The 24073-nt window shown below is 36.1% G+C and carries 18 protein-coding genes; 2 read left to right on the top strand and 16 right to left on the bottom strand.

Annotation, left to right across the window (positions count from 1 at the left end; all coding sequences use genetic code 11):
- Positions 1-59: 59 nt before the first annotated feature.
- The gene (locus DWB61_RS00435; RefSeq protein WP_125028823.1) at positions 60-1043 is read left to right on the top strand and encodes a polyprenyl synthetase family protein; all 984 of its coding nucleotides are present in this window, start codon (positions 60-62) and stop codon (positions 1041-1043) included.
- 7 nt (positions 1044-1050) lie between these two features.
- Here the strand turns inward: DWB61_RS00435 and DWB61_RS00430 are convergent, their stop codons facing one another.
- The 4 genes from DWB61_RS00430 to dtd all read right to left on the bottom strand — a co-directional run bounded on the left by DWB61_RS00430 (position 1051) and on the right by dtd (position 5312).
- Positions 1051-2907 carry a PAS domain-containing sensor histidine kinase gene (locus tag DWB61_RS00430; RefSeq protein WP_125028822.1) on the bottom strand — a complete coding sequence of 619 codons (1857 nt, stop codon included), beginning with the start codon at positions 2905-2907 and terminating at the stop codon, positions 1051-1053.
- 307 nt (positions 2908-3214) lie between these two features.
- Positions 3215-4114 carry a deoxyribose-phosphate aldolase gene (gene deoC, locus DWB61_RS00425; protein WP_125028821.1) on the bottom strand — a complete coding sequence of 300 codons (900 nt, stop codon included), beginning with the start codon at positions 4112-4114 and terminating at the stop codon, positions 3215-3217.
- Positions 4115-4276: 162 nt separating this feature from the next.
- On the bottom strand, positions 4277-4612 hold the full coding sequence (locus DWB61_RS00420) for a nucleotide pyrophosphohydrolase (RefSeq protein ID WP_125028819.1): 336 nt from the start codon (positions 4610-4612) through the stop codon (positions 4277-4279).
- Positions 4613-4859: 247 nt separating this feature from the next.
- On the bottom strand, positions 4860-5312 hold the full coding sequence (dtd, locus tag DWB61_RS00415; RefSeq protein WP_125028817.1) for a D-aminoacyl-tRNA deacylase: 453 nt from the start codon (positions 5310-5312) through the stop codon (positions 4860-4862).
- A 218-nt stretch (positions 5313-5530) separates the two neighbouring features.
- Here dtd and DWB61_RS00410 point away from each other — a divergent pair, with 218 nt between their 5' ends.
- Entirely contained in the window at positions 5531-6514 is a 984-nt protein-coding gene (locus tag DWB61_RS00410) for a lipoate--protein ligase (RefSeq protein WP_125028815.1), read from the top strand.
- A gap of 50 nt (positions 6515-6564) precedes the next feature.
- On the opposite strand, the gene uvrC is transcribed toward DWB61_RS00410, so the two are convergent.
- The 12 genes from uvrC to DWB61_RS00350 all read right to left on the bottom strand — a co-directional run bounded on the left by uvrC (position 6565) and on the right by DWB61_RS00350 (position 23666).
- Complete coding sequence (uvrC, locus tag DWB61_RS00405) at positions 6565-8367, bottom strand: excinuclease ABC subunit UvrC (RefSeq protein ID WP_225423338.1); 1803 nt, start codon at positions 8365-8367, stop codon at positions 6565-6567.
- A 42-nt stretch (positions 8368-8409) separates the two neighbouring features.
- Positions 8410-10050, bottom strand: coding sequence for an adenine deaminase (gene ade / locus DWB61_RS00400; RefSeq protein WP_125028814.1), 1641 nt, complete (start codon positions 10048-10050; stop codon positions 8410-8412).
- Between the two features lie 202 nt (positions 10051-10252).
- Positions 10253-12130, bottom strand: a complete 1878-nt coding sequence (gene mnmG / locus DWB61_RS00395; protein WP_125028812.1) for a tRNA uridine-5-carboxymethylaminomethyl(34) synthesis enzyme MnmG — start codon at positions 12128-12130, stop codon at positions 10253-10255.
- Positions 12131-12266: 136 nt separating this feature from the next.
- Positions 12267-12692, bottom strand: coding sequence for an rRNA maturation RNase YbeY (gene ybeY, locus DWB61_RS00390; RefSeq protein WP_125028810.1), 426 nt, complete (start codon positions 12690-12692; stop codon positions 12267-12269).
- 3 nt (positions 12693-12695) lie between these two features.
- Positions 12696-13100 (bottom strand): ATP-binding protein, encoded by a 405-nt coding sequence (locus tag DWB61_RS00385; protein WP_125028808.1) that lies wholly within the window; start codon positions 13098-13100, stop codon positions 12696-12698.
- Entirely contained in the window at positions 13084-16377 is a 3294-nt protein-coding gene (locus DWB61_RS00380; protein WP_125028807.1) for a DUF4175 family protein, read from the bottom strand. The genes DWB61_RS00385 and DWB61_RS00380 overlap by 17 nt, the downstream gene beginning before the upstream one ends.
- 41 nt (positions 16378-16418) lie before the next feature.
- Positions 16419-17636, bottom strand: coding sequence for a murein hydrolase activator EnvC family protein (locus DWB61_RS00375; protein WP_125028805.1), 1218 nt, complete (start codon positions 17634-17636; stop codon positions 16419-16421).
- A gap of 3 nt (positions 17637-17639) precedes the next feature.
- The gene (locus tag DWB61_RS00370; RefSeq protein ID WP_158614339.1) at positions 17640-18398 is read right to left on the bottom strand and encodes a DUF4292 domain-containing protein; all 759 of its coding nucleotides are present in this window, start codon (positions 18396-18398) and stop codon (positions 17640-17642) included.
- 118 nt (positions 18399-18516) lie between these two features.
- Positions 18517-20259 carry a tetratricopeptide repeat protein gene (locus DWB61_RS00365; RefSeq protein ID WP_125028801.1) on the bottom strand — a complete coding sequence of 581 codons (1743 nt, stop codon included), beginning with the start codon at positions 20257-20259 and terminating at the stop codon, positions 18517-18519.
- A 96-nt stretch (positions 20260-20355) separates the two neighbouring features.
- Entirely contained in the window at positions 20356-21354 is a 999-nt protein-coding gene (locus tag DWB61_RS00360; RefSeq protein WP_125028799.1) for a sugar phosphate nucleotidyltransferase, read from the bottom strand.
- Between the two features lie 291 nt (positions 21355-21645).
- Entirely contained in the window at positions 21646-22080 is a 435-nt protein-coding gene (gene dut, locus DWB61_RS00355) for a dUTP diphosphatase (protein ID WP_125028798.1), read from the bottom strand.
- A 110-nt stretch (positions 22081-22190) separates the two neighbouring features.
- Positions 22191-23666 carry a lipopolysaccharide biosynthesis protein gene (locus DWB61_RS00350; protein ID WP_125028796.1) on the bottom strand — a complete coding sequence of 492 codons (1476 nt, stop codon included), beginning with the start codon at positions 23664-23666 and terminating at the stop codon, positions 22191-22193.
- Between the last annotated feature and the right edge of the window lie 407 nt (positions 23667-24073).

Below are 24073 nucleotides of genomic sequence, written 5' to 3'. Positions count from 1 at the left end.
CTGAAAATTTACATTTATTTTTAGTTGTTGATTGCTCTAAATTTTTACCTTTGGTTGCTATGACAAAAGCTTCTACACTTAACACGATTAAGGCTCCTATTAAAAAAGAGTTAAAAGAATTTGATCCCTATTTCCGCGATGCTATGCGAACTAAGGTTCGTCTGCTTGATATTATCAATCAATACATCATCAAACGAAAAGGTAAAGAGATGCGACCTATTTTGGTGTTTCTAGCTGCTAAACTATGTGGAGAAATCAATCAGTCAACATATATAGCTGCCACGCTTACTCAACTTTTGCATACAGCAACTTTAGTACACGACGATGTTGTTGACGAAGCTTATGAAAGAAGAGGGTTTTTCTCGATCAATGCCCTATGGAAATCGAAAGTTGCCGTTTTGGTTGGCGACTTTCTTTTATCTAAAGGCCTGTTAATTGCTTTGGATAATAATGAATTTGATCAACTCAAGTTTGTTTCTGAGTCAGTAAAAGATATGAGTGAGGGAGAGCTGTTACAAATTGAGAAATCGAAAAAGCTTAATATTACTGAAGACCTCTACTTTGACATTATCTACAAAAAAACGGCTAGCCTGATAGCTGCCTGTACACAATTGGGCGCACTATCGGTAAATGCAGATGTTGAAAGCCAAGAAAAAATGAAACAATTCGGGGTTTATTTAGGGATTGCTTTCCAAATTAAGGATGACCTTTTCGACTACGACAAACAAGCTGCCATTGGAAAACCGACAGGTAATGATATTAAGGAAAGAAAGCTGACTCTACCCCTTATTTATGTTTTAAGAAACTGTTCTCCTGATGACAGAAAATGGGTGCTTAAAAGCCTTAAAAAACACAATAAGGATAAAGCTCGGGTTCAGGAACTTATCAAGTTTGTAAAAGATAAGGGTGGTATTGAATATACCCGAGAAAAGATGTTGGAGTACAAAGCGAAAGCAGATGCTATCTTAATGACTTTTGCAAATTCTGAAGTTAAGGATGCAATGATAGCTTTGGTTAATTATACCATTGAAAGAAAAAAATAAAGGTAACTTATTTCTTTGGAACTGTGAATGAGAAGCAACTTCCCTTTCCCCCTTCGCTTTCAACCCAAATTTCACCATTATTAATATCTATGAATTCCTTACAAAGAATCAAGCCGAGACCTGTACCTGTTTCCATTGCTGTACCTAGACTTGAGTACTGATTATCCAAATGGAAAAGTTTTTTTTGGTTATTTTTGCTTATTCCTTTACCATCATCTTTTATGGAAACACAATAGTGTTTCTCTTTCTCAATCAGAAAAACATCAATATTTCCATTCATATATGTAAACTTGACTGCATTTGCTAATAAATTTCTGATGACTGTATCAATCATATACTTATCGGCAAAGACATATTGACTTGTTTCTGCCTGGAAATTTAAATGAATCTGTTTTTTATGAATATTGGCTTGTATTAATTTGATATTTGAATCAATTAATTCTACCAGATCAAACTCCTGAGGTTGCCATTTTATACTTCCCCTTTGCGATCTTGACCACTCTAAAAGATTTTCGAGCAAATCATAGCCTTGACAAGCCGATGCATGAATAATCTCTGCAAATTCCTGAATTTCTTCTTTTGTAAGATCCTCAGAGTTTTGTAAATACTCAGAGAGTGTTCTTAAAGATCCAAAAGGATTCCTAAGATCATGAGCTATAATTGAGAAGAACTTATCCTTCGTTTTCAAGGCTTCTTCTAAAGCTTTTTCACTCATTGTTCGCTTTGATACATCGCGAGCAACAGCCAACAAATAGGGTATTTCATCTTCTGTATCAAATTCAGGAATAAGCTGCCATTCAAAATCAATATCGCGTCCTTTTGCTTGAATCGAAAAATCAATAACATCGGTAATACCTGATTCAAAAACCTTATCCATTTCTTCTTCCCACAATAAACACAAATCGTCAGGAAATCCCATTTCCTGGTGTGTTTTGCCAATAAAATTTTGTGGAGGAATACCTAAAACTTGCTGAGAAGCGGAGTTTACAAATACGTGACGATGTTCTCTATCGAAACGCATCACTAAATCATTTGCATTTTCAACTAAAGTACGAAAACGAATCTCACTTTCCAGAAGCTCCTTCTGAGCATTTAGACGCTCTTCAATATTTCTGAAAGTAACAAAAAATACGGTTTTACTATGATACCTTATTGGAGAAGAGCTAGATTCAACAGGTATTAGTTTGCCAGATTTAGAAATTAAATCTGTTTCAAATATAGCTCCTTTATCTCTTTTTATCTGACAAGCTCTTTCATCAAAAGAAAGTGAATTTGTTGGGTCATCAATATCGAAAATCGTCAATTTTGAAAATTCTTCTTCAGAATATGAGAGCATCTCACATAGCTTTTTTGTAAATTTCAAAATACGACCCTTACAATCTATGATCAGAAGCGCATCTCCAGTCGACTCAAAAAGTTGTTCGTAAAAGAGATCTGTTTCTTTTAAAGTCAACTCAAAGGGTTCTATAAGATTTGCAGGAGTAATAATGCTCCTATTACAAGGTCTATTTTTATTTGAGAGTTGTGGCTGAAGAAAATACCAAACTAATTTATTGGTATTGTCAGTAGAAATTGTACAGCCATCACAAGGCTGATTCAGGTCACGAAACGCAGAATAACATTTCTGTACTTTAAGTTTATTTTGGGGCTTACCAATAAAATGATTCGATTCATTATTTACTGAAAGCAAATTAAAGTCACTATCAACAACTCCAAACAGTTCTGAAAATGACTTGTAGTCAGAAGAATGAGACAGCTTTACAGATCCAGCTTGTGCTAATTCTAGCCTTTGCTTGAGCTCAAGAATCTCGTCCTCTAACATTCTGATTTTACTTTCTTCTTTCAGATTTATATCTAATTTCATTAGATAGAAAATTTATTCAAACAACTTAAATTATTTGATTTTTAAACAGTTCGTTATTTACTCATCGATATAACAAAATTAATCAGTAATAGTTAGAATTATTACATCTTAAACGGATTAACTATTTACTATAAGCTGATAAATTTTAAAGATGAATAGACATATTTAAATGCTAAACTGATATTTAAACCAAGAATGAAGTTACATAATATTTCACAAGAAGCAAGTTTTCAGTTCAATTATTTTGTTAAGACATAAAAAAACCGGAATTATCCGGCTTTTATCTCAATTTACATAAGTGTCAGAATTAGAAATACTTAATCTCCTTTTCTTCCCCTGTCTCCAATTTATGGATCTCGGTCAACAGACTATTAGCTAGACTTGAAGCTCCAATTCTAGACCATTTATTATTCAACCATGCCTCTCCTAAGTTGTTCTTAGATATGGCGTAAAACTCAATAGCATCCTTAGCTGTTGAAATTCCACCAGCAGGCTTAAAACCAACCATACGGCCTGCTTTTTCATAATACTCAGTAATAGCTTGAGTCATGATATAAGCTGCCTCCAGAGTTGCATTAACAGGTACTTTACCAGTCGAAGTCTTGATAAAATCAGCACCAGCCTCCATTGCTAGAATAGATGCCTTACGAATATTCTCTGCAGTCTTAAGTTCTCCTGTTTCAAGAATAACCTTCAAATGTGCATCGCCGCAAGCTTCTTTCTGAATAGCAATTTCATCAAATACCGTTTGATAATGTCCTTCAAGGAAAGCACCAATTGATATCACAATATCGATATCGTTAGCTCCCTTTTCAACGGCCATTTTACATTCCAATGCTTTAACTTCAACGTATGATTGAGAAGATGGGAAAACACCTGCTACAGAAGCTATTCTAACGCCCTCAGCTTTTAAGTTTTCATTCAATGTAGGTACCTGGTATGGATATACACAAATAGCGGCCACATTTGGCATGTCAAAATCATTCTGGAAGTTATTTACATTGTCAGCAAAACTTTTAGCCTTTGCGTGCGTGTCTGTCGAGTTCAGTGTCGTTAAATCGATCAAAGAAAAATTCTTCTTAAGATTCTCAACTGTGTATAAAGATTTGTAATCTCTATCAACAATTGTTTTGACATTTGCCTTAACTTCTGCATCGCTAATCTTAAGATCGTATGATTTTAAGATTTCTAAAATGTCTCTCTCCATAATGTATATAAATAATTAATAACCAGTTGCGAATCGTTATTCGCTGATTTTTCCATTAATACTCTCAGCCTAAACGGCATAGAATATTTTCTTTCAAGTCACAAAAATAGGATAATTTTAGTTGATCCCCTATTTCTATTAATTTATTTGCAATTCGCAAGTTTATTTAAGCTTATCATTATTCAGATGTCGGGTCTTATCCCGATTCGTTTTCTTTTCTATATTCTTTTTGAAAGCCTCGGTCAAATCAACCCCAGTCTGGTTGGCCAAACAGATCAGTACCCAAAGCACATCTGCCATCTCGTCGCCTAAATCCTTATCAGCATCACTAGCTTTAAAGGATTGATCACCATATTTCCGTGCAATCAAACGTGCCACTTCCCCAACTTCTTCTGTTAGAATAGCCATATTAGTCAACTCGCTAAAATAACGCACACCGTATTTTTTAATCCAGGCATCGACCTGCTCTTGTGCTTCTTTAATACTGACATCTTTCATGAGTTATGAGTTATGAGTTATGAGTTATGAGTTATGAGTTATGAGTTATGAGTTTATAGGTGCAAAGTTCGGATTTCATGGGCAAGTTTGAAACTGATTCATATGAAATTTCGTATTTACTGCAATCAAGCCCGACCGCACACAAAGCTATGTATCAGCAATTTAATGTATTGTCATGTTTTTCACACCATCACTTTAACAAATTGCCAGATCAGCTAATCATCACATCATCGAATCACCGCATCAACTATTCTTTGTTTTTGCTATCAATCGTTATGGTCACAGGGCCATCGTTAATCAAAGCCACTTGCATTTCGGCACCAAACTTTCCTCTCTGAGGTATTTTGCCACTCTCCTTCTCCAAAGCTGATAAAAATGATTCGTATAAGGGAATTGAAATGTCTGGCTTTGCGGCATTGATATAGGAAGGTCGATTGCCTTTTTTGGTGCGGGCATGCAGGGTAAACTGACTAATGGCTAAAATATCGCCTCCTACTTCTATAAGTGATTTATTCATAACGCCGGCTTCGTCGTCGAATATTCTCAGACCACAAATCTTCTTGCACAACCAATCGATATCCTCTTGTCCATCGGCATTTTCTATCCCTACCAGAATTAGAAGGCCCTTCTCTATTTCTCCGATTATCTGGTTCTCAACTTCTACTGAAGCCCGATTCACTCTCTGTATAACAACGCGCATTTTCTAAATTTTAAATTCTCGTTTAGCAAAGTTAAATTTTTGCTGATTTATAAATAGAAAAAGAACATAAACCTACTATTAAAATCAAATCTTAATAAAGACAATCCGATTTTATTGAGCATATTTGTAATAAGTAATCGAAAAAATATGCTTGATGATTTTGGACTTCCTTACTACTTCTGAATCCAAAATCAGATCTCCAAAATTATAAATACGACATGTTCTACTATATCAGCAAAAGCAATCAAGCCGCCTTCAATCAGGCAACAGAAGAATACTTTCTTAAAAATTTCGATGAGAGCTTCTATATGCTCTACCGCAACAAAGCGGCAATCGTTATTGGTAAACATCAGAATGCTTTAGCTGAAATCAATTTGGATAAATGTGAAGAAGAGGGAATAGAAATTGTTCGTCGTCTTTCAGGTGGTGGGACTGTTTTTCATGACGAAGGAAATTTAAACTATTGCTTCATCAGCAATGGAAAAAAAGGCGAACTCATCAATTTCAGAAAGTATTCACAACCCGTCATCGATGTGCTCCAGACTTTAAATGTGAATGCTAAATTCGAAGGAAAGAGTGATTTAACCATTGATGGCTTGAAATTCTCAGGGAATGCCTCCCATATCTACAGAAACAAGGTGATGCAACACGGCACCATGCTTTTCTCAAGCGATTTGAGCCGCTTAAATAGCCTGTTGAAGGTTAATCCACTAAAGTTTCGTGACAGGGGTGTTCGTTCCATTAGAAGTCGTGTAACAAACATCAGTGATCACCTCTCCACTCCTCTAAGTATTGAAGAACTGCAGAACAAAATTATTAATCACGTTCAAAGCCAATTCCCAGAAGTTAAGCCCTACGAACTGACTGAAGAAGATCATCAAGCTATTCAAAAGCTGATGGAAGAAAAGTACCTGAAGTGGGAATGGAATTTTGGCTACTCCCCAAAATACAAATTCGAAAGACTCATCAGTTTCCCCAACGGCAATATTCTGGAAGTGGAACTTGATATAGAAAAAGGACGCATCGTCAGATCTGAAATTCTGGGTAATTGTATTAAAATGGGAAATATTAGCGAGCTGGAAAATAAACTACTCAATATCCCCCATCACAAGGAAAGTTTGCTTCTGGAACTGGAACAAATCGATCTAAATGAGTATTTCTTAAATTTAGAACTTAACGAATTAATCAGAGCCATCTTTTAGCCAATTATTTACTGGCTAAAAATATCATTTATTACTGCAATTAGAATATCCTAATTAAAATGTTTCCAGAGCTTTAAGGCTTTTGCTTTACCTATACATTTTTCAAGATCCTCCAAACTCGATTTTTTGATATTTTCTACCGATTTAAAGGTCGCAATCAAGCTTTGCTTTGTTTTTGGGCCAATTCCAGACACTTCATCCAGTTCAGAGGTAATAAAAGCCTTCGATCTCTTCTGTCGATGAAAGGTAATGGCAAATCGGTGAGATTCATTTCGTAAATGCTGCACCACTTTCAAACTCTCTGAATTCTTATCGAGGTACAAAGGATAAGGATCGCCCGGGAAGAAAATTTCTTCAAGACGCTTAGCAATACCTACGATCGCAATTTTTCCTCTTAAGTCTAGTTTTTCAAGAGCATTCAAAGCAGCTCCCAACTGCCCTTTCCCACCATCAATCACGATCATCTGAGGCAATGACTTCTCCTCTTCTAACAAGCGCTTATATCTTCGGTAAATGATCTCTTCCATGGAAGCAAAGTCATTGGCACCAACGACTGTTTTAATATTAAAATGTCGGTAATCTTTTTTGTAGGGCTTTGCATTTCGAAAAACCACGCAGGATGCCACCGGATGAGTCCCCTGAATATTCGAATTATCAAAACACTCAACATGAACAGGCAAGTCTTTCAAGCGAAAATCCTTTTTCATACCTTCCAATATTCTGTCGGAATGTTTCTTTGGCAGTATTCTCTCCTGCTGTTTCAACTTCTCCTGTCGGAAATATTTTACATTACGCAATGACATGTCAAGAAGCTTCTTTTTATCGCCCCTTTGCGGAACTGTAAATCCAATATTCTGCATAGACATATCCAGATGGAAAGGCACGATTATTTCTTTTGCCGTACTTATCATTTTTTGTCGAATCTCTATGATTCCCATCAATAAAAGTTCCGGATCACTCTCATTCAATTTCTTTTTAATTTCAATGGTATGAGCCTGAATAATGGCACCACTCACGACTTTTATAAAATTGACATAAGCCGTATCGTCATCGGATAAAATTGAATAAACATCAATATTATCAATCGTAGGACTTACAATCGTTGACTTGCTCTTATACTTCTCCAAAAGATCTAACTTCTCCTTGACTTTATGAGCGTCTTCATATTTGTAATCGGCAGCTAGGATCTGCATCCTTTCATTCAGAAAATCAGTAACCACTTTAATATTCCCTTTGAGAATATGGCGAATCTCTGCTATAGTCTGACGGTATTCTTCGAATGATTCTTTACTTACACAAGGTCCCTTACAATTACCAATATGATATTCAAGACAAACCTTAAACTTACCTTGGGAGATACTCTCTTCACTCAATTTAAGATTACATGTTCTTAACTTATATAGCGAACGAATTAAATCCATAAGGGTTCTTACCATGCGAACACTGGTATAGGGTCCAAAATATTCAGATCCATCTTTCACCAACTGTCGGGTGATAAAAACTCTAGGGTAAGTTTCCTTTTTTATACAAATCCAGGGGTAAGATTTATCATCCTTTAGGAGGATATTGTAACGAGGCTGATGCTTTTTAATTAGGTTATTTTCCAGAAGAAGCGCATCCTCCTCCGTTTCCACAACAAGGTGTTTGATATCTGCAATTTTCTTTACCATCACATTCGTTTTGGCAATATCATGCACCTTATTAAAATAAGAAGCGACACGTCGTTTTAAACGCTTGGCCTTTCCTACATATATGATCTTTTCCTGCTCATCGAAAAACTGATAAACGCCTGGCTTCTCTGGTAAGGCAGCAACCAACTCTTTTAAGCGAACAATGTGTTTGTTTTCTATCACAGATAATAATTTCTAATGAATCCGCAAGCAATATAAACAAGACTATTCACAATACAAATCAATCAATTTAAATTGCTCAACATCAAATAAGCCTTTATCTGAAAGTTTCAATTTAGGTATAACAAGTAAAGACATAAAAGCCAGCGTCATAAATGGGGAGTGGAAATCACTTCCAAAGCTTTTCGTAAAATCAGACAAATCTTTATAGTTTTCCAATAAATCTTCACCTCTTTTGTTCGACATTAAACCTGCTACATCAAGCTGGACTGATTGACATTCATCATGCTCGCAAGCAACCATCCCACCCTTCATAACAATTAGTTTATTTAAGGCTTTTAACAGATCAGCATCATTCGTTCCTACAGCAATAATATTATGACTATCGTGGGCAATACTTCCCGAAATGGCGCCCTTCTTAAAAGCAAATCCTTTAGCAAAACCGACAACTGGCTTATCATTACTATATCTACTCATCACGACAATCTTGAGCAGATCCTGCTCCGTATCCGAAACAAACTTTCCATTTTCAGTTTTAGGGCGTCCATTTATCCAGCCAGTCAAGAGATCTCCGTAATTAACTGTCATCACATGCACATCGCAGTCTCTCGCTTCAAGTTGAATATCCTCGAGTTCTATTTCTTTACGATAAAAATTGTTTAAAAGGATCTCATTGTGGCTATCGAAGAACACTTCTCCTTCTTTATAGATACATTCTCCTTTCATATAAGAAGACTTCACTTGAAATGAATCAAAACTGTCAATTACAATGAAATCTGCAGAGTCTCTCACTTGAAGTAATCCTAAATCAAGGCCATAATGTTTGATGGCATTATAAGATCCTGCACGTAATAAATTAATTATATCACAGCCTTTCCCTAAACCCATACGAATTAGATTATCCATATGTCCCTTTTCGAATAAATCATCAGGATGGGTATCGTCCGTACACAACATGACACGATCAGAATGCGTTTCAATAAGAGAATACAAGGCTTCAAAATCTTTTGCCGCACTTCCCTCTCTAATCTGTATCATCATACCAAGATGAATCTTATTCAGAGCTTCTTCTAAGGTGGAACACTCATGGTCGGCAGAAACGCCAGCGGCGACATATTTTCGCAAATCTTCACCATTAACACCAGGCGCATGCCCATCAATTTTCTTCCCTAAGCGCTTGGTGGCGACAATCTTTTTCATGACATCCAGATCGCCTCGAATCACACCAGGATAATCCATAACTTCCGCCAAGCAGACCACCTCTTCCCTTTTCAACAAACTCTCAACCTTATTAGGTCCCAATTTAAATCCAGATGTTTCAAAGGGTGTCGCAGGAACACAAGAAGGAACACCAAAACGAATTTCCAGTGGTGTTTTTGCTGCGTCATTTATCATGAAGTCAATCCCGATCTCTCCCAATACATTTGCAATTTCATGGGGATCGGTCACAATGCCTAAAGTTCCTTTCCTCACAACCAAATCTGCAAATCGACTTGGTATTAAAAGTGAACTTTCAATGTGAACGTGGGAATCAACTAAACCAGGGAGGATGTAACAATCCGGAGCATCCTCAAGCTCATTAATTGAATGAATCAGGCCATCTCTGATTTCTAATTCACCCTTAAATATTTTCCTCGACACAACATCGACAATATTCCCTGCTATAGTAAAGTTTGATTCAGCCATATCTTTCAGTTTTCAAATTACAATACAAGATACTCAAGTATCCAATTAAAAAAGAATAGGAATTAAAATACGCTTGATATTTTTCATACTAATCCTTTATACTAAAAGCTCGAAAACACCTATCTCATAATAAAGACGAGGCGTTTTCGAGCTCTCAGAGGACATTTCTTTCTCAAACACCCTATGCGTTCCACGTGGAACATTAGCGCCCCATAAGGACTAAAAGCACGTTGATATCACTTGGAGAAACCCCTGGTATACGTGAAGCCTGACCTATGGTTTCAGGTTTAATTTTATCTAATTTTTGACGCGCTTCTGTCGATAAAGATTGCAAACTTGTATAGTCAAAACGATCCGTAATAACAATTCTCTCAAGTCGTATCAGCTTATCGGCAATTAGCTTTTCTCTCTCTATATAACCAGAATACTTTATCAGGACTTCTGCTGCCTCAACAATCTCATCTCTCCTATTGGGGATTGATTCCAAAAGCTCCCTTAGAGGAAGAATAGTATCAATAAAATCAATAATATGAACCTGTGGTCTTAAAATGACATCATAAAATTTCATGCCTTGCTTAAGCGGACTCGTTCCCAAATCTTCAAGAACGGCATTTATATATTTGGGTTTCACACCAAATTCTTTACAGAAGTCGATAAGCTTGTTTCTAAATTCAATTTTTTCAGTCAATAAATCCATTCGTTCCTGACTAGCCAATCCTAATTCAAATGCACGTGGCGTTAATCTCACATCTGCATCATCTTGTCTCAGGAGAATTCGGTATTCGGCTCGTGAGGTAAACATACGATAGGGTTCATCCACGCCTTTAGTTACCAAATCATCAATCAAAACACCAATATAGGCTTCATCACGTTTTAAGGTAAATGGATCACGATTTTGCACCTTTAAACTCGCATTTATACCTGCCATCATACCTTGTGCTCCTGCTTCCTCGTAACCTGTGGTTCCGTTAATCTGGCCTGCAAAGAAGAGGTTCTCAATCAACTTGGTCTCCAAAGTGTGAAACAACTGCGTTGGAGCAAAATAATCGTACTCAATAGCATAACCAGGACGATACATTTTCACATTCTCTAAACCAGGTACTTTTCTTAGGCCATTTAATTGAATGTCCCAAGCTAAACTTGAAGAGAAACCATTGATATAATATTCATGTGTGGTTTCACCTTCTGGTTCAAGGAATAAAAGATGCTCCTTTTTTTCTGCAAAGGTGGTCAACTTCGATTCAATACTCGGACAATATCGAGGCCCTGTACTCTGAATGGTTCCATCGTACATTGGAGATTCTTCAAATCCGAGTTCTAACTCTGAATGAACTTCAGGATTGGTATAAGTAATATAACAAGGTCGCTGAATGAGCTCCTTATCTACATGATTAGTTAAATATGAAAACTGATGGAAATCCTCTTCCCCATCCTGTCTCTTCATCACTGAAAAATCGATACTTCTTGCATCAAGACGAGCTGGTGTTCCTGTTTTCATTCTACCAACTTCGAAACCAATAGATTTTAACTGCTCGCTAATTCCCAATGAAGCTGGTTCTGAAGAACGACCGCCCATTTCTTGTTTACGCCCAACATGCATCAAACCATTCAAGAAAGTTCCATTGGTTAAAACAACTGATTTCGATTTGATATCGATTCCCAGTTTCGTTTTAACACCAACCACCTTTTCATTTTCAAAAAGAAGACCTACTACGGCATCTTGCCACATGTCTAAATGATCCGTATTCTCAACAACCCTTCTCCACTCGGCAGAAAAAACCATTCGATCGCATTGTGCTCTTGGACTCCACATAGCAGGCCCTTTAGAACGATTCAGCATTCTAAATTGGATGGATGATCTGTCAGTGACAATACCTGTATATCCTCCCAGTGCATCAATCTCTCTCACAATTTGCCCTTTAGCAATACCACCAATAGCAGGATTACAAGACATTTGAGCAATCTTATTCATATCCATGGTGATAAGAAGCACCGAGGATCCCAAATTGGCAGCTGCCGTTGCGGCCTCACAACCTGCATGACCAGCACCAACTACAATAACATCATATTCTGCTAACATATACGCTTTCAGTATTTTACGACTATAATCCTCATGAGGTCATGGGGTAATACATTATATATCAACTCTTTAAACATCAAACAAAGACAGTGTAAAAAGCTAATAATCAATTTTTTAATTCGAAAATTTCACAAACTTAATGAATCTTGGAAAGTAAAGCTAATGATTCATCTTCCTTTTGGGTCATTATTTCCTGATCCTCATCGCACTTATCATCAATCCCTAGCAAGTGTAATACACCATGTACAATCACTCGGTGCAGTTCTTCGAGAAAATCAACCTGATATTCTTCAGCATTATCACGAACGGTATCAACAGAAATAAACAGGTCTCCCGAAATGATATCCGCAACTGTATAATCAAAAGTGATGATATCAGTGAAGTAATCATGATTTAAATGCTCACGATTCATCTCCAACAAATAATCATCGGAACAAAAATAATAATTAATCTCCCCTATCTCGCATTCGAAATTCTCTACGACTTGAGAGATCCACAAACTGATTCTTTCCTGATTGATTTCAGGCATTTCAGTTTCACATGTACTGTAACTTATCTGCATTGATTATAGATTGAAAACCATTTTAACATGTCTACCCTCAGCACTATAATGTACTGAATCGGCTAAATGATTCATCAAAAATACACCTCTTCCATGGATTTTCTCAAGATTTTCGGGAAGAGTTGGGTCTGGAATGCATAAAAAATTAAATCCATCACCTTCATCTTTAATAACACAGGATATACAGCGTTCACTTACTTGAAAGCGGATAGATACATTTTTTTTATGATCGAGCTTATTGCCATGTAAAATGGCATTGTTCACAGCCTCAAGAACTGCTAATGAAATTTTCTCGCGAGCATCGGGGCTGATTTTGTAATGTGACGACAAGTTACTAATTAGATTCTCTACGCGTTTCAAATAATCAATGCGTGAAGGAAGCTTTATTAAGTTATCTGCTTTTGCCATCGTTTAATCGAATAAGGTAGTCTAAGTAAATTTTGTTGTAGTAGTCTATGAGTTTCACGTTCGAATCATTAAACAAATCATCGAACTCAGGATCTATTTTCTTATACTTAAAAATTGCTTTAGGGTTACTCAATTTATGATTTAACCCCGATTTACTTTCTCTTTTCTTATCAAAATCTTTCTCTCGCGACGAATTTTCAGCTTCCAACAATCGTGTCATTATCTTATTCTGACGAATAAGAGTCTGCTGATTAATTGAGAAATTAGAAATTTCAATTTCAGTTTGCTCCATCATTCTCATCACTTCTCTCAAAACTTTTTCTGTTTGTTCACCATGCCCACCATGTTGAATCATTTCATTCATCTTTTGACGGAACATCTCTTGCTCACGCAAATATTTCCCCATCTTCTCACCCTCTTGTCCAGGTTTACCTTTTCCATCTTTCATGCCCTGAATCATCTGTTCAAGCATCTTTTTTAGAGATTCCTGCTGAGATTTCATACCAGAAAATGAAGGCTGATTACCTTTCTTATCTCCCATTTGGCTACCTGGCATACCATTGGCCATTTGCTCCATAAGCTGCTTCAGAGCCTCTGACAAGAAAACTGCCAGCTCATTTATTTCTGTCATAGACTTCTGCTGAGTCACCCTCGCTTGATAGACCCTACGACTATTCAACTCATCAAGACTTTGATTCAATAAATTCTCCAAATCAAAAATTCTATTACCGATTAGAGCAGCAACCTGAGGTGTACGGCTCGACAAAGACAATAAAGAATCTTGTAATAATTGATACTCTTCTTTCAAAAGCCCTTGTCTATCTATGATACTGACATATAATGGGTTCTGATAGTTGATTTTTTGCAAATCTAAAATAAGCTTTTCTTGTTGAAAAGAAAAATCTATTAGGTTATTAAGTAACTTACTTAACATATCAGAGTCTATACTCATCTGCATAGACATGCTTCCAGCCATCGCTTTTGAGAGTTTCTGAGCCATCTGAGATTGTTTCTGGGAGCTTTTATTCAGACTCTTTCCAGCCTTACCCATATTATTCTCACGAAGTTGATCCAGACTTTCTTGCATGCTCTTCTGAATCTCATCTTTTTCACTTTCGAGATCACCAAGCTTATAAGGTTTTTGGATTTCGGAATTTTTCTTCATCATATCATCCAAATCCTTTTCAATACGCTCCCATTTCATTTTTGCACTAACTTGTTCCCGAATTGCAGTCTCTTTATCTTTCCTCTTAAATTGAGAAAGTGCTTTTTGCTCTTCAGCTAATTTTTCTAATCGGGCAGAAAGTTGCTTCACACCCAATTCAATTTCGTAGCGCTCTAATAATTGTAGATTTCGATCAAGCTGTTTCTGAAAATCGTCCATAGACATTTTCAATTGATTTCCCAGTTTATTCATTTTTTCTCTATCCAGCTCTTCTGCCAATTTATTGAACTCATCAAAAAGATTTTTTAATTCGTCATCCAAAATTTTCTCCATTAGCTCTTCAATCTTCTTTTGTTTGTCGAGAAGCAAGGAATCTTGCAATCCTGCCGCTTTCATAAGCTGATTTTTACGGGCATTATCCTTCTTAATCTCTTTTAAGAGATTCTCAAGATGGTTTTTCTGTGCTTCAATTTCCTGAAACATCTGATTTTGTTGCCATTGATCACTTGAATCATCCAATAAACTCTTCTGTAATTTATGGACTTCCTGCTGAATAGATTGACTAATTTCCTTTCCTTTCTCCATTTTACTAGTCAAACTGTCCTGAATGTGAGAATTCAGTTCAAAAACCTGTTCAGCGTTTGGCAAATAGTAATTTAGAAAATCAGACTTTGTACTTTTAGGTTTATTGATGGCATCGTTATCGAACACTTCAAAATAATATTGCACTCGACTTCCTTGGGCTAAATTGGCAGAAGAAAAATCGAAGGCAAAATAAAATTCCTGGCGATTTATATTTTTTTGAATCGGCACTGATAAAAATTTAGCCGACTCTCCTTCGACTTCATAAGCAAAACGCAATTTGCTAAAACCATAATCATCTTTTATCACCCCCTTAAAATAATAGGCAGCTGCATTCAAAGAATCATTTTGCATACTGATACCAATACTTGGATATTGATCGGGTAAAGCTTCCAATTGATAACGAGCATATATCGCATGATCATACTCACTATTGGCAAGAGATATTTCGTAGGTATCAGACTCAAGAATCGTTTCGGCGAACTGCAATTTAGAATCAGCTTGAGCAATAGATTTATCCATTTTCATAAAATGGAGACTAAGCGTATCTGCATCGTAAGCCTCTATAAGCCATTCTAATCTCGATCCGACAGGAAAGCTTACATCACCAATTTGGCTTTCAATACGAGAAGATAAACCGGTATAAAATGGCGGATTGATCTTAATTTCCAACTTATCTAATACTGGCTTCGATTTTACACGTAATTGGTAAAAAGGTGATTTCGTTTTGCCAGATTGAAGTGCGAATGAAATTTCAGAATTAATATTACGAAACTCATAAGTAAAAACACCAGAATCGTTATCTAGCATCAAATATTTTTGTCCTCCAAAAAGCAATTCTACTGATTTAGGATAATATTTCCCTTCCGTTCGAACACGCAAAAGATAATCCTCTCCTTTTTCAGCAACCAAATCGCTCTCAACCAAAAAATCAAAATCGGCAGGAGCCTTAAAATTTTCTCGAAAATGGACGAGGCGCTGACCACTAGATGGATAAAAGTCGGGAAAAGCAATGTAAATAATCACGGAAAGAATCAAAACACCAATAAGGTACTTGAAATAGATATAAGCATCCTTAAAAGAGATACTTTCTCGAAAAGACAAAAGTTTTAAGCTCGAAATTCGTTGGTTGATACTGGCAATAAGCAGTGCATTATCTTCAGGATTCTGCAAAGCATTTTCGTTTAGCTCATAGGTATTTAACAGACGATCTTCCAATTCGGGGAAGTGAGCAGAAATGAGAGAAATAGCCTTGCGGTAAGAAATTCGAGAACCTTTATTTATGAGTCCCCTCAATGGGAGGAAAATCAATCTAACAAAAACAATGAGTTGTAAACTAGCTCCTATAAGAACTAAAATCGTTTTTATTCGTGCAGAAAGATAGAGATGGTATTCGAAAACACTTAAACTCAGATATAGCACAATCAAGAAGAGAATTGTAAGTAGGAGTCCTCTTAATATTTGAAACTGATAATACTTCCGGATAAAATTATCCAGTTTTTCAATAAATATATCTTGATTGGATTCCATTCACTTGAAAATAGTTAAAAATATTAAGGGGCGAAAATTAACTACTTCTTTAAAAGCCAAACAGAAGGATTCAACTTATTTGTTTCCTTCCACATCTGAAATTTCAATACGGTTTGATTTTCATTTTCATCCGTATAGATCACACCAATTGATTCTTTAGCTGCAACATAGTCACCTTTCTTAACGGTTACTTTAGCTAAATTAGAATAAACCGTCATATAATCGCCATGCTTAATGATAACAACCATATTCAATCCGGGCATTGATAAGATATGAGTGACTTCACCCTTAAAAATTGATCGGCAAATGGACTGAGGTTTTGTCGTTATATCAACGCCATCGTTGTTTACCCTTACATGTTTTAATACAGGATGAGCATGTTGTCCAAATTTCTGAGAAATGAAACCAGTGGCTGTCGGCCAAGGCAGATTTCCCTTATTTTGGCCAAAATTAGCACCTAAGGCTTTCTCTTCTGGTGTTAAACCATATTCACCTCCAATATTTTTTTTCTTTTTTGCTAGTCGAGCCTGTTCTGCGATGATATCACGGATCATTTTCTCAAGCTTCTTATCATTCTTTTGCTGAGTCGCCAAGTTCTTACGAAGTGTTTTCTCTTTCTTTTTCAATTGAGAAAGCACATCCGATTGTTGCCTTTTCTGAGATGATAAATTTTTCGAGGCTTCTGTATTTTGAGTTAAAAGAACCTGCTTCTCTATTTTAGCAAGTTTTAATCTATCTAGCTTTATATCTAAGTCAACTTTAGTTTCAACCAATTGCTCACCTCGTTTACGAGTAAATTCAGAGAATTGTTGCAGGTATTTATACCTCATATAAGCTTGGTTGAAATCTTTTGAAGCAAATAGAAACATGAGCTTATCACGAGAATTCTTTTGACGGTGAGCGTATACAATTAGCTTCTCGTACTGAAGCTTTAAATCATCGTACTTCTTTTCTAGACTTGAAATTTCCTTATTCGTTTTACCAATTTTAGAGTCTGTAAAATCCAATTCTTTTTGGATATTAAGAATCAGATCCTCTTGAAGCTTAATCTTCCTATTGAGGACCGATAAGAGTCCTAAACTAGATTTCTGCTGCTGCTGAGTACTTTGCAAAAGCTTTTGCGTATAGGCTATATCCTTAGCATTCTGCTCCTTTTGCTTCTGAAGTTTGGATATATCTTGCGCCTTTACTGAACCATTCAGCAGTAAAAAAAAGATAATGAAAAATAGAATTGACTTCTGACGTTTAAGAAATCCCATAGTTTATTCTGGATAGATTCTTTTAAATTTGCTTGAGAGCTTAAATGGAAACTTAAGGTCTTGATTCAATACAAGCTTATTATATTTCAACTTACAAGATAAGGATTGTGTTGAATCCTTCACCTTAAAAACTAATTCACTTGGAAATTTTTGTCCTTCCACATTGATAAAGTCACGATATTTTAAGGTCATATCCCTTTCCTCACCAAACAGTCTGACCAAAACATCAGTAATTTTCATTAATGATGGATCTATTTCGAAGCGTTGATAATTGAACTTATAAAGCTTTTCATATTTATCTTTTCTCAATTTTCTTTCAACCTTCGAGGCCTTATCAGAAATAAATACATACTTATCGTCGATCACTTTTCCTTTAAAGTTCCTGACAAAAGGACGTCGCTTCTCATAAAGCTCATTGAGTTGAAAGATCTCATTTGTTAGAATACTTTGAAGGGTATAAAAATCAACATCCATATTAAGTTTATCCGATAAGTACAGGAAATCACTTTCCATATACTCCTTCTTTAAACGATCTATCATTTTGACAGAATCAGGCGTAATATACATCCTAGCGACTTCAAGGATTCCAGTTGGTGCATTTATTTGCACCATGATAATACTGTCTCTTAATATTTTGATTGACCCTCTTACATTCTGACTCTTTCCCTTTGACTCATAATGTGCAGAAAAGCGCTTTATAAAGAGTGTTTTGTATAATAAACTACTATCCTGAATCAGACTATAAAGCTTATTATCACTCATCCCATGTGCTCGTTTTTGACCCAGGTCATAGGTCGATTTACACGAGAACTGCAGGAAGACTAAAAGCAGAAATGCAATACCAAGCAGGCTATTTTTTGTGCGGAATATGCTCATCATACTATTCTGGAATTACCCCTGTTTTAATCTTTTCTGATAATTGCTTTGATCCTTCACCAATCTTTTTAGCATTTTGCCATTCGGTCATGGCCGCTTCCTTCTCTCCTAAACGAAATAGAATATCACCATAATGCTCAACAATTACAGCTGACTCACGTCCTCCAAATTGAAGGGCTTTTTCCATAGCTCTTTTAGCATCAGAGAAAGATCCTAATTTAAATAAAACCCATGCATGAGTATCTAAGTAAGTTGAATTCTCTTTCTCAATTTCAACACATTTAAAACTCATCTCCTTGGCTTTTTCCAATTTCAGGTCAAGAACTGATAAATAATAGCTGTAATTATTTAAAACGATCACATTATCAGGATCAAAAAGTAAAACTTCATCATAAGCCTTAAAAGCTTTCTCGGTATGACCAAGCTCGTATTGTGCATCTCCCAAATAGGTTAAGAACTGAATTCTCATGGCTATATTTTCACCAACGTAGTTGAAGCCAGTCGTCAAGGATTTAACGGCTGTTTCATAATCCTTCTTTTGTGCTGCAGCAACACCATTAAAAATATAAAGCATGGGTTGAGTAGGGAAATATTTTATAGCCTCAGCACTATCATCCAACATACTATCAAAGTCTAATAATTCATTATTAATAAACATCAGTTCTTCCCATACAACGTAATTACTTTTATCCTGCTGAAGGACTTTTCGAAGAAGTTTACGTGCTCCAGCACTATCCTTCTGACGGCGCAGATAATCGGCATAAAGTGCATTGACATGAATGTGTTCAGGATGAACCTTAAGCAATAGATCTAATAACGATTTTAGATTCTCATCAGACAACTTATTTTCTGAATCCACCATAATAACCCCCATCAAATATTGAATCTTTTTATCGGGGTTAACCATATCACTAGCAAAAGCTTTTTTTAAAGAGTTCAAAGCCATCTCCTCTTGCTTATCCTTACGGTAATATTCAGCCAAATAGAAATGGACTAAACCATTTTCAGGAGCAATTTCAACAATCTTTTGATACTGAGCTAATGCCTTATCATCTTCGCCATCTTGGAGATACATATCGGCTAAAAGACCATAATTTTCAATTTTGAAAGGAAATTTCTTCACTAATTTATTCAACTCAGCATAGGCATTTTTTCTTTTACCTAAACGCAGATAAAGAGCATGTTTATTAATACTTATTTGCTCATGAACGCCTAGCTTCTTTTCTAGTTTCTGATACACCTCAAGAGCTTCTTCAAATTTCTCAACAGAGGCATATAATTCAGCTTGTATATGATAAAAATCATCACGTTTAGGAAATTGGGAAGCCAATTTTTCATAAACACCACAAGCTTGTTCAATCATGCCCTTAGCCTTGTAAATACCCGCTAGCTGAACCTGATACCACATATTTTTTGGCTGGAGGGCAACTGCTCCACGAGCCAATTCAAGTGCCGAATTAAAATTCTCCTGACTGATATAAATATTAGCCAATTCATAGCGAACAACAGCACTGGTTTTATCCAACTTAAGGCAGGTCGCAAACCAAGAAATAGCTTTTTCATATTCGCCGAGCACAAGAGCTTTCTCACCTTCATGAAACGCATAATCAAACTCAAGACGCTTCTGTTCAGTTAGCTCTACTTTACTCTGTTTTTTATCCTTTCCCTTCTTTTGTCCTAATGCAGCAAAAGAACCAAACATTAGTACTCCAGCAAGCATATAAACTATAAATTGTCTTCCCATCATTAATTTATGTATTTCAATTCGATAAAGCTCTTATATACAAATCGATTCTGAGACCTGAATTTACAGACCTCAGAATCAAGACTTTTATCCAATTAATTAGCAATTGGTATAATCACCAACGCTGTATTCTTTTGCTTCCCCAGTGACTTCAACAAAATTTCCTAACATAGAATTTTTGATATGACCACCAGCAATTTTTGTATTAGTCTGAACGATAGCATTAGAAACCAAAGAGTTCTCAATTAGAGAATTATTGCCTAAGGATACGTGAGGTCCTACTACAGAATTCTTGATCACCACATTTTCTCCAATATAACACGGAGGAATAATCACTGAATTTTCATTTACGAAAGTGTCAGCAACTAATTTATCATCTTTATGATATTCAAGTATACGTTGATTTGTATTGACAGTTGCATCTTTATTGCCACAATCCATCCACTCAATCACCTGGCCAGGAACAAATTTAAGCCCTTTATTCTTCATATTCTCAAGAGCATCAGTTAACTGATATTCTCCATTTACAACGACCTTATTATCTAACAAATACTGAAGTTCTGATTTCAGATTTGCACCATCTTTAAAGTAGTAAATACCAATAATAGCAAGGTCTGAAACAAATTCTTGTGGTTTCTCAACAAAGTCCGTAATACGATTATTATCGTCCATTTTAATCACTCCAAAAGCAGATGGATCCTCAACCTTTTGTACCCAAATTACTGAATCAGCTTCATTATCTAAAACAAAGTCAGCTTTAAATAAAGTATCAGCAAAAGCAACAACAACCTTACCATCAAGAGAATCTGCTGCACAGTGAATAGCATGAGCCGTACCTAAAGCTTCCGTTTGATAATAGATGCTTGCCTTAGCATTTAGGTCAGAAGCAATCTCCTTCAATTGATTTTCAACTTCATCACCAAAATGCCCAATGATATAAGCGATTTCTTCAATTTCTTCACCAGAAACCTTGGCAATTTCTTCTAATAAGCGTTGTACAATTGGTTTTCCTGCAATAGGAATAAGAGGTTTTGGTACCGTTAAAGTATGTGGGCGCATGCGCTTTCCCATTCCTGCCATTGGAACAATAATCTTCATATTCTTTCTTAGTTTTTTTTATAATGTTTTAATTATGCCAACCCCAAACCACACAAAACAGGGGTGATATAAAGGCAAAATCAAAGTTACTGAATAAGTTCTAGTAAAAATGAGCATTAATATTTATTAACGCTTGCTTGATTAGTAATCTACAATTAATGATGATCGATTAACAATTGGTAATTAGAATAAGACTGAGAAACAGCTGGATTGCTAAATGGTTTAATTGATAGAATACTAAATACATCGCATCCCCTCATTACCACATCATCACATCCCTTAATCAACACATTACTCTTTACCTGTATGTCCGAATCCACCAGCAGCACGTACGGTTTCTTCCAGCTCTTCAACTGCTTCCCATTCTACTGTAGCATGGGCTGCAATAACCATTTGGCAGATACGATCGCCATCATTAATCTCAACCATTGAGTTAGATAGATTCGCTAAAATTACTCGAATTTCACCTCGATAATCTGCATCAATCGTACCAGGCGTATTCAAAACAGTAATGCCTTCCTTCAAAGCCATACCGCTTCGTGGTCGAATTTGAGCTTCATAACCAGCAGGCAACTCAATAAACAAACCTGTAGGAATTAAAGTGCGCTCAAGAGGTTGTAATATCACCTTTTTGCTAATATTAGCTCTCAAATCCATACCGGCTGACAAAGCTGTACTGTACTTCGGTAAATCGTGCTTCGATTGATTAATGATTTTAACCTTCATCTTTATATTTGTTTAGTTTTTAATTTATCATCCAACAGATTGCGCTAATAAACGCAGATCTTTTAAAAGTTTCGCCTTTATTCCCGATACTCGGACCCAGCATAGCTGGCCTATCCTTTTACCCTCCTCACCACATGCCATAACTTCTCTTTCTGGAAAACAACAACTAAAAATAGAATAATTAATGGAGTTTTAGCCAACATTTTTAGCCAATGGTTATCGAAAACAATATGGGTACTCACAAAATAAAGGGACATACCCAAAGCAAAATAAGTGACAATTCGCTTTAAATCGTAAGGTATAGGATAATACTTTTGTCCAAGAATATAACTCGTTATTGTCATAAAAATAGAACAAACCAAAATGGCTACAGCCGCCCCATAATAACCAATCTTTGGCACGAGAATAATATTCAAAGTCAATGTTATTGCTGCTCCTCCAAGAGCCATATAAGCTCCAAATCGAGTTTTATCGGTAAGCTTGTACCAAAGTGATAAGGAAAAGAAGATGCCCAAAAAGAAATTGGCTAAAAGAACCATAGGTACGATGTCCAAACCATCACGATACTTAGGACCGATTAGTATTTTAACAATATCGATATAAAAAATAACCCCCATGAAAATGAGCATTCCCAATATCACAAAATACTTCAGCACATCGGCATAGAGCTTCTTGCTATTTTCATCTTTGTTCTGGGAAAAGAAGAAGGGTTCGAAAGCAAAACGAAAGGCTTGAATAAAAAGAGTCATAATGACTGCTAACTTGAAATTAGCACCATAAATACCCGTTTGAGACAAAGCCTCACTGGCATCAGAAATCAGCTTTGGCATTAGCATTTTATCCACATTCAGATTAATCTGTGCAGCAATACTTACCACCAAAATTGGAGACGTATAAGTAAGCACTTTACGAAGCAAGGCCGCATCGAACTGCCATTTGATCTTGACCAAATCGGGTATTAGTAGGATCAAATTAAAGAGCGATGACACAAACCATGCAATAAAGATATAACCAATACCAATCTCTGGATTCCATATTCGAGTCACACCCAATTCAGGAAACCAAGCATTTAGCTTTGGACAAAGCAGAAGAAAGAATAGATTCAAACCTAAATTTATTCCAATATTACAAAACTTGATAAAGGCAAATCGCAGAGGTCGCTTCTCTTGACGCAACTTAGCAAAGGGCAATGATGTTATGGCATCAAAGGCCAATGTCAAGGCTAAAAGAATGACATAGTAAGTTCTATTAGGTACATTTAGAAATGACGAAATAGGGTCCATAAACAAAAGAACTGCCCCTAAAAAGATTAGGCTAGTTGTCAATACAGAGAAAAATGTGGTTGAATATACTTTAGCCTTATAGGTATCGTCATTGGCAAACCTAAAATACCCCGTTTCTAAACCATAAGTTAGCATGACCAGAGTTATGGCAACGTAGGCCATTAGGTTTGTCACAATACCATACTCCTCTGTAACGAATAGAATGGTATAAAGAGGCACTAAAAGCCAATTTAGCAGTCTTCCGAGAATAGAGCTTACGCCATATATGGCCGTTTCACCTGCAAGTTTCTTTAATGGATTCAAAATATCTTCTTTGGAGTTAAAATCATCTTTATTTTTAAAAGGTATTGCCTCAGTCAATCAGAACAAGATACTGAACATGATAATCTTTAGAGCAAGCTTTACAAGAAGACAAATATAGCGAAAATAAGGATTGTTCTAGATTGAAATATAGAATTGGAATAATGAAGCTGTAGCCCTTTTAGATTGAAGAAAGTTTTGAATCGTTTAGTTCGTAAACAAAACCCCCATCTAAGAATTTTGTTCACCAAAAGACTCATAATAACCAACTAAAAATTGCTCCACGTGGAGCAATTTTTGAAAAATGAATCAGACTCATAAGTCGTTATTTAAATTTTATATAAATAACGTCGCAGCAAACGTTTTCGGGAACACTCTATAACGTTTGCGCCCATATCTGCCTGAAAATC

Source organism: Ancylomarina euxina (genome assembly GCF_003863355.1).
In the GTDB taxonomy this organism is placed as follows: Bacteria; Bacteroidota; Bacteroidia; order Bacteroidales; family Marinifilaceae; genus Ancylomarina; species Ancylomarina euxinus.
This window is presented reverse-complemented; position numbering and strand designations above follow the sequence as displayed.